Source organism: Qipengyuania sp., from assembly GCF_965277845.1.
In the GTDB taxonomy this organism is placed as follows: Bacteria; Pseudomonadota; Alphaproteobacteria; order Sphingomonadales; family Sphingomonadaceae; genus Qipengyuania.
In genome coordinates this window covers 2566121-2583107 of record NZ_OZ255844.1, presented here as the reverse complement: position 1 = coordinate 2583107, position 16987 = coordinate 2566121, and the positions used below count along the sequence as shown (strand labels likewise).

The following is a 16987-nucleotide window of genomic DNA, read 5'->3' as shown; positions in this document are numbered from 1 at the left end:
GGCAAGCGCGGCAGGGCGTGGCGCGATGGCAAGCCAGGCCCCTCCCCGGATATTCTCGCGCCGCCGCCGGATCGCCGGTCTACGCCGCGCCCGCGTCAGGCAGGCCAAGCGCGATGCCGCGCGCTATGTTCTAGACGACATGGTCGAGGACGTGCTCGACCGGCTAGAGTTCATTCGCCTCTCGCCGCAGCGCGTCCTCGTCATCGGCGACTGGACCGGTACGCTCGCGCTGTCGTTGCGCGGGGGCGGGTCGCTCGTCGACGAACACGACGTTGCGACGCTCGACGAAGAGCTTCCAATCGAGGCGGAGCCCTACGACCTCATCGTCAGCCTGTGTTCGCTCGACCGGGTCAACGACCTGCCCGGTGCGCTGCTGCACCTGCGCAACGCATTGGCGCAAGGCGGCCTGATGATCGCCAGCATCGTCGGCGCGGGAAGCCTAACCAACCTGCGCCGCGCGACGCTTGCCGCCGAGCCCGAACGGCCGGCGGCGCGGATGCATCCGTTGGTCGACAACCAGGCCGCCTCCGCCCTGATGCAGCGCGCGCTGTACAAGCGGCAGGTGGTCGACAGCCGCACGCTGACCGTGTCCTTCGGATCGCTCGACCGGCTTGTGTCGGACCTGCGCGACCAAGCTCTCGGCAGCGCGCTGACGAGCGCCCCGCCGCCGCTCGGCAAGGCCGCGCTCGAACGCGCCGAAACGGCGTTCCGTCAGAGCGCCAACAAGCAGGGCCGTGTGCTCGAGAGTTTCGAGATCCTGACCCTAACCGGCTGGAAAGACTAGCGTAGGCTGGCTTGCGCCGCTGCCAGCCGTGCGATCGGCACGCGGTAGGGCGAGGCGCTGACGTAGTCGAGACCGGTCTTCTCGCAAAAGGCGATGCTGGCCGGATCGCCGCCATGCTCGCCGCAGATGCCGAGCTTGAGCCCGTCGCGCGTCGCCCTGCCCCGCTCGGCCGCAAGCTCGACCAGCTGGCCGACACCGTCGACATCGAGGCTGACGAAGGGGTCGCGCGCGAAGATGCCCTTGTCGACATAGGTCGTCAGGAACCGCCCGGCATCGTCGCGGCTGACGCCGAGCGTGGTCTGCGTCAGATCGTTGGTCCCGAAGCTGAAGAACTCGCCCACTTCGGCGATCTCGCCGGCCATCAGCGCTGCGCGCGGCAGTTCGATCATCGTGCCGACGAGGTAGTCGACCGAGCACCCTGAGGTGTCGAAGACCTCCTTCGCCACACGGTCCACCACGTCCTTGAGCAGCGCCAGCTCGCGCCGCGTCGCCACCAGCGGGATCATGATCTCGGGCACCGGCGCTTCGCCGCTATCCTTGGCGACCTGGCAGGCGGCCTCGAAGATCGCGCGCGCCTGCATCTCGTAGATCTCGGGATAGGTGATCCCGAGACGGCAGCCGCGATGGCCCAGCATGGGGTTGAACTCGTGCAGCTCGCCAGCACGGCGGCGCAGCTTGTCCACATCGACGCCGGTCGCGTCGGACAGCTCCTCGAACTCGGCATCGCCATGCGGCAGGAACTCGTGGAGCGGCGGGTCGAGCAGACGGATCGTGCACGGCAGGCCTGCCATCACCTCGAAAATGGTCGAGAAGTCGCTGCGCTGCTCGGGCAGCAGCTTGTCGAGCGCGGCGCGACGACCGGCCTCGCTGTCCGCGAGAATCATCTCGCGCACCGCGCTGATGCGGTTCGCGTCGAAGAACATGTGCTCGGTGCGGCACAACCCGATACCCTCGGCGCCGAACTGGCGCGCCATGCGGCATTCGGCCTCGGTTTCGGCATTGGTGCGGACCTTCATCCGGCGATGCTTGTCCGCCCATTCCATGAGCGTGCCGAAATCGCCCGCGAGTTCGGGCTCGATGGTCGCGACTTCGCCCGCCATCACCTGGCCGTTTGCGCCATCGATGGTGATGACATCGCCTTCCAACAGATCGCGATCGCCGATGCGAAGGCTGCGCCCGGCGCGGTCGATCGACACGGCAGATGCACCCGAAACGCAAGGGCGGCCCATCCCGCGCGCGACCACGGCAGCGTGGCTGGTCATGCCGCCGCGGGCGGTGAGGATGCCGGTGGCGGCGTGCATGCCGTGAATGTCCTCGGGGCTGGTTTCGACCCGCACCAGGATCACCTTCTCGCCGCGCCCGGCCCAGGTCTCCGCCGTGTCGGCATCGAGCACGATCCGGCCGCTGGCGGCGCCCGGCGAAGCGGGCAGGCCGGTGGTCAGCACATCGCGCGGCGCATCGGGGTCGAGCGTCGGGTGGAGCAGCTGGTCCAGCGCCATGGGATCGACCCGCAGGATCGCGGTTTTTTCGTCGATCAGCCCCTCGCCGACCATGTCGACCGCCAGCTTGAGCGCGGCCTTGGCAGTTCGCTTGCCATTGCGCGTCTGGAGCAACCAGAGCTTGCCCTGTTGCACGGTAAACTCGATGTCCTGCATGTCGGTGTAATGCCGCTCGAGCAGGTCGAACAGGCGCGCGAGCTCGGCGAAGGCCTCGGGCATGGCCTCCTCCATGCTCGGCTTGTCGGCTCCCGCAGCTTCGCGTGCCGCCTTCGTCAGATATTGCGGCGTGCGGATGCCCGCGACCACGTCCTCGCCCTGCGCATTGACCAGCCATTCGCCGTAATAGGCCTTCTCGCCGGTCGAGGGATCGCGAGTGAAAGCCACGCCGGTGGCGCTGGTGTCGCCCATATTGCCGAACACCATCGCCTGCACGTTCACCGCGGTGCCCATGTCGTGCGGAATGTCGTTCAGGCGGCGGTAGATCTTGGCCCGCTCGGTATCCCAGCTATCGAACACCGCGCCGATCGCGCCCCACAGCTGTTCGACCGGATCCTGCGGAAACGGCGTGCCCAACTCTTCCTCGACGATCGACTTGTATTGACCGACCAGCGTCTTCCACTCCTCGGCGGAAAGCTCGGTATCGGCGTAATAGCCATTATCTTCCTTGGCGATTTCGAGCGCTTCTTCGAACAGGCCGTGATCGACGCCGAGCACCACGTCGCCATACATCTGGATGAAGCGGCGGTAGCTGTCCCAGGCGAAGCGTTCGTCGCCGCTGGTCTTCGCCAGGCCCTCCACGGTCTCGTCGTTGAGGCCGAGGTTGAGCACGGTATCCATCATGCCCGGCATCGAGATCGCGGCGCCCGAGCGGACCGAGACGAGCAGCGGATCCGCCGCATCGCCGAAGCCCTTGCCGACCGTTGTCTCGACGTGCTTCAGCGCTTCGGCGACATCGCCGCGCAGCTTATCGGAGAAGTCGCTGCCGCCCGCGAGATACTTGAGGCATTCCTCGGTCGCGATGGTGAAGCCGGGAGGGACCGGCAGGCCGATGCTCGCCATTTCGGCGAGGTTCGCGCCCTTGCCGCCGGTAACGGTCTTGTCCTTCTGTCGTGCATTCGAATGCGGAGCATCGCCGCCGAAGGTGAAGACCGTTTCGTTCATGTTAGTCCCTGTTAAGCTGAGACATGGACCGCGTGTTACACGGTCCAATAGAGAAAAACCTATCCCTCGATCCGAGAGAAATCGGCGACTTTGTGCACTGCAGCACGGAACGCTGCAAGCAGGTCGAGGCGATGTGCCCGCTTGTTTTCTTCTTCCGCATTTACCGTCACTTCATCGAAGAAGCGGTCGATCGGTGCGCGCAGGGAAGCGAGCGCCGCCATCGCTTGCGAGAAGTCTTCCGCCTCAATGGCTCGCGCGGCCGCCGGTTCCGAAGTTGCCAGAGCATCCATCAGCGCCTTTTCGGCCGGTTCGGGCGTGTAGGAAAGCGCTTTGGCATGGCGCTCGGCCATCTTGGCGTCGATCACCGCCTTCATGTCCGGATCGTCGACCAGCGCGAGCGGGTCTTCCTCGCCCGTACGCGCGATCTCGCCCTCGACGCCGTGCCAGTCTTCCTTCTTGAGGATGTTGGCGGCGCGCTTGTAGCCGGCGAGCAGGTTGGCGCCGTCTTCGGTTCCGAGGAAGGCCGCCAGCGCCCGCGCCCGTGCCTCGACGCGGTCGACGCGCATGTCGGGGCGCCCCTGCCAGCTGCGCGAGGCCTGAATGAAATCGTGCCGCACGCCTTCATCGCGCAGCTGTACGGCGAGACGATCGAGCAGGAAGTCGGCCAGCTTTTCCGCGAGACCCGAATTCGGGCGACCATCCCAGGCGTGGATCACCGTATCCAGCGACAGCTTGAGATTGTTCGCCTGCACAAGACGCAAGTATCCGAGCGCGGCCCGACGCAGCGCAAACGGATCCTTCGAACCGGTCGGCAGGATGTCGATCTTGAAAAAGCTCAGCAGGTTGTCGAGCTTGTCGGCGAGGCTGACCGCAACCGTTGTTGGGGCGGTCGGTACCTCGTCATTTACGCCGACCGGCTTGTAATGGTCGCGGATCGCTTCGGAGACCTCGACCGGCAGACCCTCGGCCTTGGCATAGTAGCCGCCCATCAGGCCCTGCAGTTCGGGGAACTCGCCAACCATTTCGGTGACGAGGTCGGCCTTGCTGAGTTCGGCGGCCTGGCGCGCCAGCTTGTGATCGCCGTTCGGAGCCTTCGCGTCGAACACCAGCCAGTCCGCCAGCTTGGCCACGCGCTCGACCTTGTCGGCGACAGTGCCCAGCTTCTCGTGGAAGGTGATCCGCTCCAGCCCCTTCGCGTGTTCGGCGAGAGTTTTCTTGCGGTCGACGTCCCAGAAGAAGCGCGCATCGGCGAGGCGCGCGGCGAGGACCTTGCGGTTGCCGTCGACCACCCGCGCGCCGCCGTCTTCCGCCTCGATATTGGCGGTGCAGATGAAGGCGTTGGCCAATTGCTGAGTCCCAGCGGAGGCTGGGACCTCCGTCGGTTGCGCTCCATCGCCCGAGGCCCCAGCCTGCGCTGGGGACCGGTGACACACGAAATACTTCTGGTTCACGCGTGCGGTGAGCTGGATCGTCTCGGGCGGGACCTCGAGGAAGTCCTCTTCGAACCGGCCGAGCAGCGGGACCGGCCATTCGGTGAGGCCGGCGTTCTCGATCACCAGCCCCTCGTCCTCGACCAGCGTGAGACCGGCTTCGGAAGCGACCTTTGCGGCGCCCGAACGGATCAAGTCCTGCCGTTCCTCGTGGTCGACGATGACGTGACCTGCGCGTAGCTTCATCGCGTAGTCGTCGGCATTGCCGATGGTGATGTCGCCCGAATGGTGGAAGCGGTGGCCGAGCGTGACCGCGCCCGAAGTTACGCCGTGCACTTCGCACTCGACCACATCGTCACCCAGCAGCGCGACGATGCCCGAAAGCGGGCGTACCCAGCGCAAGGACTCGGTGCTGATCGAGGCAGCGCCCCAGCGCATCGACTTGGGCCATGAAAAATCGCGGACGATCGCGGGGATTGCCTCGGCGAGCAGGTCTTTCGTTGCCCGGCCGGGGATGTTCTTGACGGCGAAATAGGTCGCCCTGCCCTTCACCTCGCGCGTTTCCAGATCGCCGCGCTCTACACCGGCCTTGCGGCAGAACCCGTCGATCGCCTGATCCGGCGCACCGACCGGCGGCCCCTTCAATTCCTCGCTCACAGCCTCGGTGGCTTCAGGCAGACCGCGCGCAATCAGCGCAAGGCGGCGCGGGGTCGACCAGACGGTGATTGCACCGGTTTTGACACCGGCGGCATCCATCTCGCGGCGGAACAGCTTTTCGAGTTCGGCGCGCGCGCCGGCCTGCATGCGGGCGGGAATTTCTTCGCTGCGCAGTTCAAGGAGGAAATCAGACATCTGTGCCCCCCATGCTCCGTTCGTCTCGAGCGAAGTCGAGAGACCGCATCTGTGCGCCAGGCCAACGTGTCTCGACTGCGCTCGACACGAACGGATGTGTGGTCGCGGAGTTCATTTCGACCACTCCGGATATTTCTCGGCCCACGCGGGCGCTTCCTTTTCCATATGCGCTTCGCACGATCCGCGCGCGAGATCGCGGACGCGGCCCATGTAGCTGGCGCGCTCCTGTACGCTGATCACGCCGCGCGCCTGCAGCAGGTTGAAGATGTGGCTCGCCTCCACCGCCTGCTCGTAAGCGGCGATGGGCACGTCGTTTGCGAGCGCGTTCTGGCACTCGGCCTCGGCCTTGTTGAACAGGTCGAACAGCGCATCGGTCTCGGCGACTTCGAAGTTCCACTTCGACATCTGCTTTTCGTTCTCGAGGAACACATCGCCATAGGAAACGCCGCGACCATTGAAATCGAGGTCGTAGACGTTGTCGACGCCCTGGATATACATGGCGAGCCGTTCGAGCCCGTAGGTCAGTTCGCCCGCGACGGGCTTGCAGTCGAAGCCGCCCATCTGCTGGAAATAGGTGAACTGGGTGACTTCCATCCCGTCGCACCAGACTTCCCAGCCCAACCCCCATGCGCCCAAAGTCGGGCTTTCCCAGTCATCCTCCACGAAGCGGATATCGTGCTTCAAGGGATCGATGCCGATCACCTCGAGGCTCTTCAGATAGAGCTCCTGGATGTCCGGCGGGCTCGGCTTGAGGATCACCTGATACTGGTAATAGTGCTGCAGCCGGTTGGGGTTCTGGCCATAGCGGCCGTCTGTCGGGCGGCGGCAGGGCTGGACGAAGGCCGCGTTCCACGGCTCCGGCCCCAGCGCGCGCAGCGTGGTCGCGGTATGGAAGGTCCCCGCGCCCATGCGCATGTCGTAGGGCTGGAGGATGAGGCAACCGTTCGCGCTCCAGAAATCGTGCAGCGCGAGGATCATGTCCTGGAAGGAGTGCGCGGGGTCTCTTTGGGGATTGCGGTCCATGGCGCGCGGCAATGGCGCAAGCGCGAAACAGGGTCAATGCCGCAGCGCAGCAACGGGCGCGACGCGCTTTGGTGCAACTCCTTTGCCAGCGGAGTGCCCGCTCGCTATCGCAGGACAGATCTACAAGGAATCGCAGCGCATGATCCGTTTCTCCAACCGCCCGGCCCTCGCCTGCCTTGCCACGTTGGCATTGTCGCTGCAGGGCTGTGCAACCTACCCCGATACCGAAGTCGCGACCGCGCCCGCTACCGCCGAGGCCCAGGCGCCTGTCGGTCCGGGCCTGTGGAAGGTCGCGGACGAGGATACCACGATCTACCTTTTCGGCACGGTCCACGCGCTGCCGGAAAACGTCGAATGGTACGAGGGCCCGATCGAGACAGCGCTCGCCGCCTCGCAGGAACTGGTTACTGAGATTCCCGGCAATGCGGCCAAGGATCCGGCCTCGCAGCAAATGGTCATGGCGAAGGCATTGCTTCCGGCAGACGGGTCTTTGCGCGAGATGCTGACCGAACCCGACCAGACCAGCTACGAAATGGCGTTGACCAGGCTCGGCATGCCGCCGGCCTCCTTCGACCGCTTCGAACCGTGGTTCGCGGGCATGACTCTCGCCGTAGTCCCGCTGTTGCAGGCGGGATATGCCGCGGAAAGCGGAGTCGAAGTGAAGCTCGAGCAGCTGGCCCCGCCCGATGCGAAGCGCGCGGCGCTCGAAACGCTCGAGCAACAGATCGAGCTGTTCGACACGCTGCCCGTGGAATCGCAGATCGCCTTCCTCATGGTTTCGGCGGACAATATCGATCGGGTGGTGCCGATGATGGACCGGATGGTCGCCGAATGGCTCGAAGGCGATGCCGATGGCCTCGCGGCACTGATGAACGAAGGGCTGACCGATCCCGTTCTCGCCGATGCCCTGCTCTACAGGCGCAATGCAAGCTGGGCCGAATGGATCGACACTCGGCTCGACTCTCCGGGCACCGTCTTCATCGCCGTCGGTGCGGGTCATCTCGCGGGCCGGGACAGCGTGCAGGATTATCTCGCCGGACGCGGCTTGACCGTGTCGCGCGTTCAGTAATCGTCCCATCATCGGGCAAGAGCGATTGCAGACTTGCGCAACCCGCCGAACCATGCAGGTAGGCGGCATGTCCTTGCGCTTCATTCCCTCGCTCTGCGCAGCGCTCCTTCTGCTGTTGGCCGCCTGCTCGCAGAAGCCCGACACGGCCAAAGCCGAAGGTCCCTATCCCGCGCTGTGGGAAATCGCCAACAGCACGGGCTCGGTCGAGGGCTGGATGTTCGGGACGATACATGCGCTGCCCGACGACACGCGGTGGCGCTCTCCCCAGCTCGACAACGTTCTCGGCCAGGCCGACATGCTGGTCGTCGAGGTCGCCGATCTCGACGACGGCGCGGCATTGTCGGCAATGTTCGAGGAAATGGCCTTTGATCGCCCCGCGGGCCCGATTACCGAGCGGATCGATCCCGAATTGCAGGGCGAATTCGAGGAACTGCTGGTCAGGGCAAAGGTCCGACGTACCTATTTCGATCCGATGGAAAGCTGGGCCGCCGCCCTGGCACTGGCGCAGGTCGCGCAATCGGGTAAGGCGGAAAATGGCGCCGACCGCGCGCTGCTGGCGGCTTTCGACGAGCGTGAAGTGGTCGAACTGGAAGGCGCGCGCGGCCAGCTCGCCATCTTCGACAGCCTGCCCGAAACCGAGCAGCGAGACCTGCTCAACGCCGTGCTCGGTGAATCGCGGGAGTACCAGGGCGAAATCGGAAGGCTGGCGAAGGCCTGGCTGGAAGGCGATACGGAGCGCCTCACACGGCTCACCCAGCGCGGCATTCTGGCCGATCCCGAACTCGCGCAGGTGCTGCTGCGCGATCGCAACGCCGATTGGGCCGCACAGATCGAAAACCTGCTGTCGGCGAGCGACAAGCCCCTGATTGCCGTTGGGGCAGGTCATCTGCTCGGCGATTCGGGCCTGCCCACGCTTCTCGAAGCGCGCGGGTTCACCGTGCGCAGGATCGAATAGGCCGCGCGCCGGCAAGCCTTCACGCTTGCTTTTCCCGCGCGGCCTGCTAAGCGCGCGGCCTTCGGCACCATGGTCATCCCTGGAGGCGTGGTGGACCGGAACCGTAACCAAATGCATTTCGAAAGGTAAGCGACATGAGCGATGCTCTGACCCTGCCGGCCGAGACGCGCGAACGGGCTGGCAAGGGAGCCTCCCGTGCACTGCGTCGCGAAGGCCGCATCCCCGCCGTGATCTATGGCGGCAAGGAAGAACCCACGATGATCCACGTGGAAGAAAAGGAGCTGGTCAAGCAGCTCATGACCGGTCACTTCATGAACTCGATCGTCGAGATCGAGCTGGGTGGCAAGAAGGTCAAGACGCTTCCCAAGGACGTGTCGCTTCACCCGGTCACCGACCGCCCCGAGCATGCCGACTTCTTCCGCCTCGCCAAGGGCGGCAAGATCGAAGTCTCGGTGCCCGTGGTGTTCCTCAACGAAGAAGACAGCCCGGGCCTCAAGAAGGGCGGCGTTCTCAACGTGGTTCGCCACGAGCTCGAGCTGGTCTGCGACAACGACAAGATTCCCGGCGAAATCGAAATCGACGTCACCGGCAAGGAAGTCGGCGATTCGATCCACATCAGCGAAGTGACCCTGCCCGCGGGCAGCGAGAGCGCGATCACCGATCGCGACTTCACCATCGCCACGCTGGTGGCTCCTTCCGCGCTCAAGAAGGCCGAAGGCGACACCACGCAGGAAGGCGAAGAAGAAGTCGATGCCGACGACGTCCCGGCCACCGAACAGGGTGCCGACGAGGACGCCGAACAGGAACAGGAAGACAAGAGCGAATAATCGCTTTTGCCTGTTGCAACGCAAGCGCCGGTCCCCTGCGGGCCCGGCGTTTTGCTTTTGCGGGCGGCAAAGCTAAGGGGCGCGCATGCAGATTTGGACAGGCCTCGGAAACCCCGGACCGAAATACGCGCTCCACCGGCACAATGTCGGCTTCATGGCAGTGGGTGTCATCGCCGAGGTCTTCGGCTTCGGTCCGGTTCAGAAGAAGTTCTCCGGCTGGGTGCAAGAGGGACGGATCGGCCCGCAGAAGATTCTCCTGCTCAAGCCCGCTACTTTCATGAACGAAAGCGGCCGCGCTGTGGGCGAGGCATTGCGGTTCTACAAACTCGAAACCGATGCGCTCACCGTCTTCCACGACGAACTCGACCTCGCACCCTTCAAGGTCAAGGTGCGCAGGGGCGGCGGCCTTGCGGGCCACAACGGACTGCGCTCGATCAACCAGCATCTCGGCTCCGATTTCCGCCGCGTCCGTATCGGCATCGGCCATCCCGGATCGAAGGAACGGGTGCATGGCCACGTCCTTGGCAATTACGCCAAGGCAGAGATGGACGACCTTGCGCACATGCTCGCAGGTATCTCCGCCGAGGCGGAGTGGTTGGCGAAGGGAGACGATGCCCGCTTCATGAGCGAACTGGCTCTGAGATTGCAGAACTAAAGCAGAAGCGTCGCCAGCCCCAGGAAGACACCCATGCTGGCGACATCGCTCATAGTCGTGAGGAAGATGCTCGATGCCGTCGCGGGATCGGCACCGACCTTCTTGAGCGTCAACGGAATGAGCGCCCCTGCAATCCCGCTGATGGTGCATGCCAAGACCATCGCAATCAGTACCACGATGCCGAACCAGATCGGGTCCGCCTCGCCCTGGATCAACGCATAGGCATACATGCCCGCCCCGGCAGTAAAGCCCACGAGCAAGCCATTGGCAAAACCGAGCATGCCTTCCTTGCGGATCAAATGCCCGGCGCTGTCGGCCTTGACCTCCCCCAGCGTCATCCCGCGAAGCGCGACAGCCAGCGCCTGACATCCCGTATTGCCCGTCTGCCCCGCCATTACGGGAAGAAACACGGCGAGAATGACGAGGCGGCTGAGCGTGTCTTCGAACATGCCCACCACCGCCGCGGCCACGAAGGCGGTGAGCAAGTTTACCTGCAGCCACGGGTGGCGCAGTTTGAGGCTTGTCGACAGGGGCGTGAACAACCGCTCTTCCTTCTCGACACCGACCATCTCGCCGGCCTGCGCCGACAGCTCGATCGCGCGATTGGCGAAGAGCTCGGGCCCGCGCACCAGGCCCACCAGGCGATAATCGTCGTCCACGATCGGATAGACCGGAAAATGCTTGTGCAGTGCCGCCTTCAGCGCATCGCCCAGCGACATGTCGCGCCGCAGGGCGAAGGGTTCGGCAATCATGATGTCCTCGAGCCTTGTCTCGGGTGTCGCGAGCAGCATTTCGCGCATGACCACCAGGCCAAGCAGGTGATTTTCGGAATCGACGATATAGAGATAGGTAATGAAAGCGCTGCGAACCTGCTGACGCAGCATCTCGGTCGCCTCGGCCACGGTCGCCGTCGGGGCGAATATGCCCACGGCCGGCTGCATCAGGCTGGCGACCGTATCGGCCTTGCCACCCTTGGCATCCGGTTCGTCCGCAAAGCCCTCCGGCTCGCTCAGGACAATGGTCGACATATCTCAGGACCCCCGTTGGCGATTCGTGCGCGACCCGGCCCCTTGTGTTGTGTGCGCGAACCTAGAGTAAAGCGCTGCAGGAGCAACAGACTTCATTCGCTGGCAAATTTCGCGACCGGAAGGCATGATGCGATCGACAGGAGACCAGACATGCCCGAATTGACACGTCGCACACTGCTCGCCGGTGCCGCCGCCACCGGTGTTCTAGCCTCTACCGCTTCGCTGGCGCAGGACGATTTGGTCGGCGGCGCGCCCGACCTGCGTGGCAAGGCGATACTGATTACCGGATGCTCGTCCGGTTTCGGACGGCTGATGGCGGAAGACTTCGCGCGCAAGGGGGCCAAGGTCTTCGCCACGATGCGCAACCTGCCCCGCCCCGAGGCCGATGAATTGCGCTCGCTGACCGAGGCCGAGAGCCTCGATCTGCACGTCATAGAAATCGATGTCACCGACGATGCCCAGGTCGCGGCGGGTGTTGCCGAGGCGGAGCGGATCGCCGGCGGCGCGCTCGACGTGCTGGTCAACAATGCGGGCATATCGACCGCCGGGCCGATCGAGATCCAGGACATGGCGGCAACGCACTTGCTGTTCGACACCAATGTCTATGGCCCGCACCGCCTTGCCCGCGCAGCGCTTCCGGCCATGCGTCGGCGCCGGTCCGGCCAGATATTCAACGTCAGCTCGCAACTCGGGCGAGTGATGGTGCCCGGATACGGCCAGTATTCGCCCACCAAATTCGCGCTCGAAGCGATGAGCGAGCAGATGGCCTATGAACTCGTCGCGCACGGCATCGACATCACGATCATCGAGCCGGGGGGTTATCCCACCAAGATCTGGGAGAACGCCAACCGCTTGACGATGGCTTTGCTGGATCGCGCGGACGAGAGGCACCTGGCAGGATATCCCGCGATGATCGAGCAGCTCCGGCAACGCGGCGGCGGCGGCGGATCGACCGATCCGATGGACGTGCCCAACGCGATCGCCGCAATTATCGGCATGCCACCCGGCACCAGGCCGCTGCGCAAGCCCGTCCATCCGGGGCCCAAGCCGCAAATCCCGATCAACGAAGTCAGCGCCAAGGTCCAGGTCGGCTGGCTCGGCGAATCGCCTTTCGGCCCGATGATCAAGGCGGTGCACAACGTCTGACCCACTGGCAATTCGTGTGAGGCGCGGCTAAGGCGCGCGCCACACACATTTTCCGGAGTTTCTGATGGGTTTCCGCTGCGGGATCGTCGGCCTGCCGAATGTCGGCAAGTCCACCCTTTTCAATGCATTGACCGAGACGCAGGCCGCACAGGCCGCCAACTATCCATTCTGCACGATCGAGCCCAATGTCGGCCAGGTCGCGGTGCCCGACGACCGGCTCGACCGGATCGCGGCGATCGCCAAGTCGGCCAAGGTGATCCCGACGCAGCTCGCCTTCGTCGACATCGCGGGCCTGGTGAAGGGTGCGAGCCAGGGCGAAGGCCTGGGCAACCAGTTTCTCGGCAATATCCGCGAAGTCGATGCGATCGTCCACGTGCTGCGCTGCTTCGAGGACGACGACATCCAGCATGTCTCGAACAAGGTCGACCCGCTGGCCGATGCCGAGGTGGTCGAAACCGAACTGCTGCTCGCCGATCTCGAAAGCCTCGAAAAGCGCGTACCCGCAGCAGCCAAACGCGCCACCGGGGGCGACAAGGAAGCCAAACTGATGGCCTCGGTACTCGGCCAGGCGCTCGACCTGCTCAAGGACGGCAAGCCCGCCCGCCTGACCGAACCCAAGGACGAGGAAGAAGCACGCGTCTTCCGCCAGGCGCAGCTGCTCACCGCGAAGCCCGTGCTCTATGTCTGCAACGTCGCCGAAGAAGACGCGGCAAGCGGCAATGCGCTGTCCGAACAGGTCTTCGCCAAGGCCGCCTCCGAAGGCGCCGAAGCGGTCGTCGTTTCCGCGGCGATCGAGGCCGAACTGGTCGCCATGCCACCGGAAGATCGCAGCGAATTCCTCGCCGAACTGGGCCTTGAGGAAAGCGGCCTCAGCCGCGTGATCAAGGCCGGCTACAAGCTGCTTGGCCTGCAGACCTTCTTCACCGCGGGCCCCAAGGAATCGCGCGCCTGGACCTTCCCCGCCGGTGCCAAGGCCCCGCAGGCGGCGGGCGAGATTCATACCGATTTCGAGCGCGGGTTTATTCGTGCTGAAACAATTGCCTTCGATGACTACGTCGCTCTCGGCGGCGAAAGCGGCGCGCGCGAAGCGGGCAAGCTGCGGCAGGAGGGCAAGGAATATCTCGTGCAGGACGGCGACGTGATGCTGTTCAAGTTCAACGTCTGAGGACACGCAAATGAAGCGGATCGCAGCAGCGCTGGCCCTTGGCCTTGCGAGCATCGTCGGAGGCTGCGCAACCTCTCCCGATGCGCCGGTGGCCAGCGCACCGGTCGAGCAGCGGGAACCGGTTACCATCCTCGTCTCGATCGACGGGTTTCATCCCGACCATCTAGACCGCGGGCTGACCCCGACCCTGTCGCGGCTCGCGGCGGAGGGGGCGATCGCGTCGATGCGCCCTTCCTTCCCGACCAAGACTTTTCCCAACCATTGGACACTGGTCACGGGCCTGGTGCCCGACCATCACGGTATCACCGCCAACCGGATGGAGGACGAGGACAGGCCCGAAGAGACTTTCACCATGGCGACGGTGGATCCCTATTGGTGGAGCGAAGCCAAGCCGGTCTGGGTCGAGGCGGAGGAAGCGGGCATCCGCAGCGCGGCGATGTTCTGGCCCGGCTCGGCGGTTCCGTGGGGCGGGACGGCGGTTCGCTTCGGGCCCGTCACCGACGGCATCATGCCAAGCGACTGGCAGGCCTTCAGCATGCAGGTCTCGAACACGCAGCGCGTCAATTCGGTGCTGGACTGGTTACGCCGCCCCGCGGAAATCCGTCCGGAATTCGTGACACTCTACTTCGACACGATCGATACCGCCGGACACGATGACGGCCCGGTCGGTGAAGAGATCGACGCCGCACTGCGCGATATCGACGGCCACATCGCCCATCTCGTCTCCGGTCTCGGCACACTGGACCAATCGGCCAATCTGGTGATCGTCTCGGACCACGGGATGGCAGCGACCAGCTCCGAGAAGATGATCGTACTCGCCGATATCGTTGACCCCTCGCTCTATCGCCTTGTCGAACGCGGGGCCTATGCGACCTTCGAAGCGACCGAGGGCAATACCGCCGCGCTCGAAGCGGCGCTGCTGCGCGACCATCCCAACATGGAGTGCTGGCGCAAGGGCGAAATGCCCGCGCGCTTCCAATATGGCACGCATGAGCGGATCCCTCCCTATTTCTGTCTCCCGGACACGGGCTGGACGATTACGTCCAGCGCTTCGGATGCGACATGGAGTGGCGGGAATCACGGCTATGACCACTTCGCGCCCGAGATGGCCGCGCTGTTCATCGCCCACGGCCCGGCCTTTCAGAGCGGCGTGATCCTCGACGGTTTCCAGAACACCGCGGTCGCGCCGTTGCTGCGCCATCTCCTGGGATTGCCGCAGGCAACCAGAGCAGACGGCGAGCTGGCCGATGTCGCAGGAGCGCTCGCCCAGCAAAATTAAGTGCTTGCCGGAACGAGCGCGCGCGCATCCCGTTGCCTTGGAAAGCTCAACGGGGAGAGATACGTGGTCGATAAATCGGAAAAATTCAGCGCCCTGGTGCGCGTCGGCTATTTCAGCCGCGCCATTCTCTATTCGGTACTCGGCCTCATCGCGCTCACCAGCGCCGGCCGGATCAGCGAAGGAACGAATGGCATCTTCCAGGCCATCCAGGATTTCCCGCTCGGCACTGCAATCCTCTGGCTCATGGTCGTCGGGCTGTTCGCCTATGCGCTGTTCCGGTTCGCTTCGACCTTCTTCGACATCGAGAATCATGGCAGCGACAAAACCGGCTGGGCCAAGCGCATCGGTCATGCCGGCAGCGCGATCGGTCACCTTGCCCTTGCCTATTCGGCATTCAACTTCGCCACGTCCGGAAGCGATAGCGGGGGCGGCGCGCAGGAAGCCGCTTCGGGTGTCCTTTCGATGGAGTTCGGCGGCGCGATCCTCGGATTGCTCGGTGTTGCCTTCTTCATCACCGCCTTCTTCCAGGCCAAAAAGGGATTGAGCGGCAGTTTCATGAACCGGATCAGCGCGCAGGCTCCCTCGCAGACCCGCCTGATCGGCGGCATCGGCTATGTCGCCCGCGCGGTGGTTTTCCTGGTCATCGGTTGGTCGCTCTTCCGGACCGGATTCATGGCGGGCGGATCCGACCAGGTGAAGACGCTCGGCGATGCGGTCGCGAGCCTTGCGGGTGAGGGTGTGATCTTCACTCTCGTGGCGATCGGCCTGCTCGCCTTCGGCCTCTTCAGCCTTGTGCTGGCGCGCTATCGGATCATTCCCGACATGGGCTCGCATGGGAAGGTACCCGCGTTTCGTTCCTAGGTTGATATATACCCCCCTAGGGTATATTTGACCGCTATGAAGAAGACTGCAGAACTCTACCGCATGGTGATGGACAAACACGTCTGTCCCTATGGCACGAAATCCAAGTGGCTCCTCGAGCGGGAGGGTTTCGCAGTCGAAGACCGTCACCTGTCCACGCGCGAACAGACAGACGCGTTCAAAGCGGAGCATGGTGTCGAGACAACCCCTCAGACATTTATCGATGGGGCCCGCATCGGCGGCTATACCGAACTCCGCAAGCACCTGGGTTACGACAAGGGAAGCGAGGACGAGACCAGCTATACTCCCGTCCTAGCTGTCTTTGCGGTGGGTGCCGCACTGGCTGTGGCGCTGAGTTTCTTCAGCTACGGATCCCCCTTCACCATCCGCACCGCCGAATGGTTCGTCGCCTTGTCGATGGCCATGCTGGCCATGCTCAAGCTGCAGGATGTCGAGCAATTCTCGACCATGTTCGTCGGATACGATTTGCTGGGCCAGCGCTGGGTGCCCTACGCCTATGCCTATCCATTCCTAGAAGCGACCGCAGCGATCCTGATGGCCGGACGCCTGCTTCCTTGGCTGTCGATCCCGATCGCACTGACCATCGGCACCATCGGTGCCGTAAGCGTATTCTACGCTGTCTACATCCAGAAGCGCAGCATCAAATGCGCCTGCGTCGGCGGATCGGGCAATGTGCCGCTGGGTTTCGTCTCGCTGACGGAAAACCTGGCAATGATCGGCATGGGCATTTGGATGTTGCTTCGCCCGTCATTGTGATCCATTGCATTTTGAAATGCAGTTCTACGAAGATATCGAGATCGGAAAAAGGCGGAGCTTCGGCCGCTACGAGGTCACGCGCGAAGAGGTGATCGAATTCGCGTCGAAATACGACCCGCAGCCTTTCCATCTCGACGACGAGGCGGCAGCTCAGACGCATTTCGGTCGATTGTCGGCGAGCGGGTGGCACACCTGCTCGATGACCATGGCGATGATGGTCGAGAATATGGCGAAGGAGAAATCCGCCGGCCTCGGCTCGCCGGGTGTCGACAACCTTCGCTGGAAGAAACCGGTCTATCCGGGCGACACGTTGCGCTGCGAGACCGAGATCTTCGAGAAGCGCCGCAGCGCCTCACGGCCCGAGATGGGCATCTTCAAGACCAGGATCAGGACCTTCAACCAGCATGACGAGATCGTGCTGGAGATGCAGTCCAACGGACTGATCCGTACACGCGACCCGCAGGGAACCGATTAGC

Annotated in this window: 15 protein-coding genes; 11 read left to right on the top strand and 4 right to left on the bottom strand. The window is 64.1% G+C overall.

Annotated features, from left to right (window positions below; genetic code table 11):
* Positions 1-25: 25 nt before the first annotated feature.
* Complete coding sequence (locus ACQY4G_RS12640) at positions 26-784, top strand: methyltransferase (RefSeq protein WP_421991348.1); 759 nt, start codon at positions 26-28, stop codon at positions 782-784.
* Here the strand turns inward: ACQY4G_RS12640 and ppdK are convergent.
* From ppdK to ACQY4G_RS12625, 3 genes are all read right to left on the bottom strand, one after another.
* Entirely contained in the window at positions 781-3444 is a 2664-nt protein-coding gene (ppdK, locus tag ACQY4G_RS12635) for a pyruvate, phosphate dikinase (protein WP_421991346.1), read from the bottom strand. The genes ACQY4G_RS12640 and ppdK overlap by 4 nt on opposite strands.
* Positions 3445-3503: 59 nt before the next feature.
* Positions 3504-5726 (bottom strand): glycine--tRNA ligase subunit beta, encoded by a 2223-nt coding sequence (gene glyS / locus ACQY4G_RS12630; protein WP_421991344.1) that lies wholly within the window; start codon positions 5724-5726, stop codon positions 3504-3506.
* Positions 5727-5837: 111 nt separating this feature from the next.
* Positions 5838-6749: a glycine--tRNA ligase subunit alpha gene (locus ACQY4G_RS12625; protein ID WP_421991342.1), complete on the bottom strand. Its 912-nt coding sequence runs from the start codon at positions 6747-6749 to the stop codon at positions 5838-5840.
* A gap of 139 nt (positions 6750-6888) precedes the next feature.
* Here ACQY4G_RS12625 and ACQY4G_RS12620 point away from each other — a divergent pair, with 139 nt between their 5' ends.
* From ACQY4G_RS12620 to pth, 4 genes are all read left to right on the top strand, one after another.
* Positions 6889-7818: a TraB/GumN family protein gene (locus ACQY4G_RS12620; RefSeq protein WP_421991340.1), complete on the top strand. Its 930-nt coding sequence runs from the start codon at positions 6889-6891 to the stop codon at positions 7816-7818.
* Between the two features lie 67 nt (positions 7819-7885).
* Complete coding sequence (locus ACQY4G_RS12615) at positions 7886-8773, top strand: TraB/GumN family protein (RefSeq protein ID WP_421991338.1); 888 nt, start codon at positions 7886-7888, stop codon at positions 8771-8773.
* A gap of 134 nt (positions 8774-8907) precedes the next feature.
* On the top strand, positions 8908-9600 hold the full coding sequence (locus tag ACQY4G_RS12610) for a 50S ribosomal protein L25/general stress protein Ctc (RefSeq protein ID WP_067688843.1): 693 nt from the start codon (positions 8908-8910) through the stop codon (positions 9598-9600).
* Positions 9601-9685: 85 nt separating this feature from the next.
* On the top strand, positions 9686-10255 hold the full coding sequence (gene pth, locus ACQY4G_RS12605; RefSeq protein ID WP_421991336.1) for an aminoacyl-tRNA hydrolase: 570 nt from the start codon (positions 9686-9688) through the stop codon (positions 10253-10255).
* Here pth and ACQY4G_RS12600 read toward each other — a convergent pair.
* Positions 10252-11283 (bottom strand): magnesium transporter, encoded by a 1032-nt coding sequence (locus tag ACQY4G_RS12600; RefSeq protein ID WP_067688837.1) that lies wholly within the window; start codon positions 11281-11283, stop codon positions 10252-10254. The two genes, pth and ACQY4G_RS12600, sit on opposite strands and share 4 nt — an antisense overlap.
* A 150-nt stretch (positions 11284-11433) precedes the next feature.
* On the opposite strand from ACQY4G_RS12600, the gene ACQY4G_RS12595 reads away from it, so the two are divergent.
* From ACQY4G_RS12595 to ACQY4G_RS12570, 6 genes are all read left to right on the top strand, one after another.
* Positions 11434-12429, top strand: a complete 996-nt coding sequence (locus tag ACQY4G_RS12595; protein ID WP_421991334.1) for an SDR family oxidoreductase — start codon at positions 11434-11436, stop codon at positions 12427-12429.
* A 64-nt stretch (positions 12430-12493) separates the two neighbouring features.
* Positions 12494-13594 carry a redox-regulated ATPase YchF gene (ychF, locus tag ACQY4G_RS12590; protein WP_421991332.1) on the top strand — a complete coding sequence of 367 codons (1101 nt, stop codon included), beginning with the start codon at positions 12494-12496 and terminating at the stop codon, positions 13592-13594.
* Between the two features lie 10 nt (positions 13595-13604).
* A complete protein-coding gene (locus ACQY4G_RS12585) occupies positions 13605-14873 on the top strand; it encodes an ectonucleotide pyrophosphatase/phosphodiesterase (protein WP_421991330.1) in 1269 nt (422 codons plus the stop codon).
* A 63-nt stretch (positions 14874-14936) separates the two neighbouring features.
* On the top strand, positions 14937-15734 hold the full coding sequence (locus ACQY4G_RS12580; RefSeq protein WP_421991328.1) for a DUF1206 domain-containing protein: 798 nt from the start codon (positions 14937-14939) through the stop codon (positions 15732-15734).
* Positions 15735-15770: 36 nt separating this feature from the next.
* Positions 15771-16511: a MauE/DoxX family redox-associated membrane protein gene (locus tag ACQY4G_RS12575; protein ID WP_421991326.1), complete on the top strand. Its 741-nt coding sequence runs from the start codon at positions 15771-15773 to the stop codon at positions 16509-16511.
* Positions 16512-16527: 16 nt separating this feature from the next.
* Complete coding sequence (locus tag ACQY4G_RS12570) at positions 16528-16986, top strand: MaoC family dehydratase (protein ID WP_067688820.1); 459 nt, start codon at positions 16528-16530, stop codon at positions 16984-16986.
* Position 16987 lies beyond the last annotated feature (1 nt).

Coding starts and splice junctions, on each gene's coding strand:
- ACQY4G_RS12585 (WP_421991330.1), top strand. CDS start 13,605: ATGAAGCGGATCGCAGCAGCGCTGGCCCTTGGCCTTGCGAGCATCGTC.
- ACQY4G_RS12640 (WP_421991348.1), top strand. CDS start 26: ATGGCAAGCCAGGCCCCTCCCCGGATATTCTCGCGCCGCCGCCGGATC.
- ACQY4G_RS12610 (WP_067688843.1), top strand. CDS start 8,908: ATGAGCGATGCTCTGACCCTGCCGGCCGAGACGCGCGAACGGGCTGGC.
- ychF (WP_421991332.1), top strand. CDS start 12,494: ATGGGTTTCCGCTGCGGGATCGTCGGCCTGCCGAATGTCGGCAAGTCC.
- ACQY4G_RS12575 (WP_421991326.1), top strand. CDS start 15,771: ATGAAGAAGACTGCAGAACTCTACCGCATGGTGATGGACAAACACGTC.
- ACQY4G_RS12600 (WP_067688837.1), bottom strand. CDS start 11,283: ATGTCGACCATTGTCCTGAGCGAGCCGGAGGGCTTTGCGGACGAACCG.
- glyS (WP_421991344.1), bottom strand. CDS start 5,726: ATGTCTGATTTCCTCCTTGAACTGCGCAGCGAAGAAATTCCCGCCCGC.
- pth (WP_421991336.1), top strand. CDS start 9,686: ATGCAGATTTGGACAGGCCTCGGAAACCCCGGACCGAAATACGCGCTC.
- ppdK (WP_421991346.1), bottom strand. CDS start 3,444: ATGAACGAAACGGTCTTCACCTTCGGCGGCGATGCTCCGCATTCGAAT.
- ACQY4G_RS12595 (WP_421991334.1), top strand. CDS start 11,434: ATGCCCGAATTGACACGTCGCACACTGCTCGCCGGTGCCGCCGCCACC.
- ACQY4G_RS12570 (WP_067688820.1), top strand. CDS start 16,528: ATGCAGTTCTACGAAGATATCGAGATCGGAAAAAGGCGGAGCTTCGGC.
- ACQY4G_RS12625 (WP_421991342.1), bottom strand. CDS start 6,749: ATGGACCGCAATCCCCAAAGAGACCCCGCGCACTCCTTCCAGGACATG.
- ACQY4G_RS12620 (WP_421991340.1), top strand. CDS start 6,889: ATGATCCGTTTCTCCAACCGCCCGGCCCTCGCCTGCCTTGCCACGTTG.
- ACQY4G_RS12615 (WP_421991338.1), top strand. CDS start 7,886: ATGTCCTTGCGCTTCATTCCCTCGCTCTGCGCAGCGCTCCTTCTGCTG.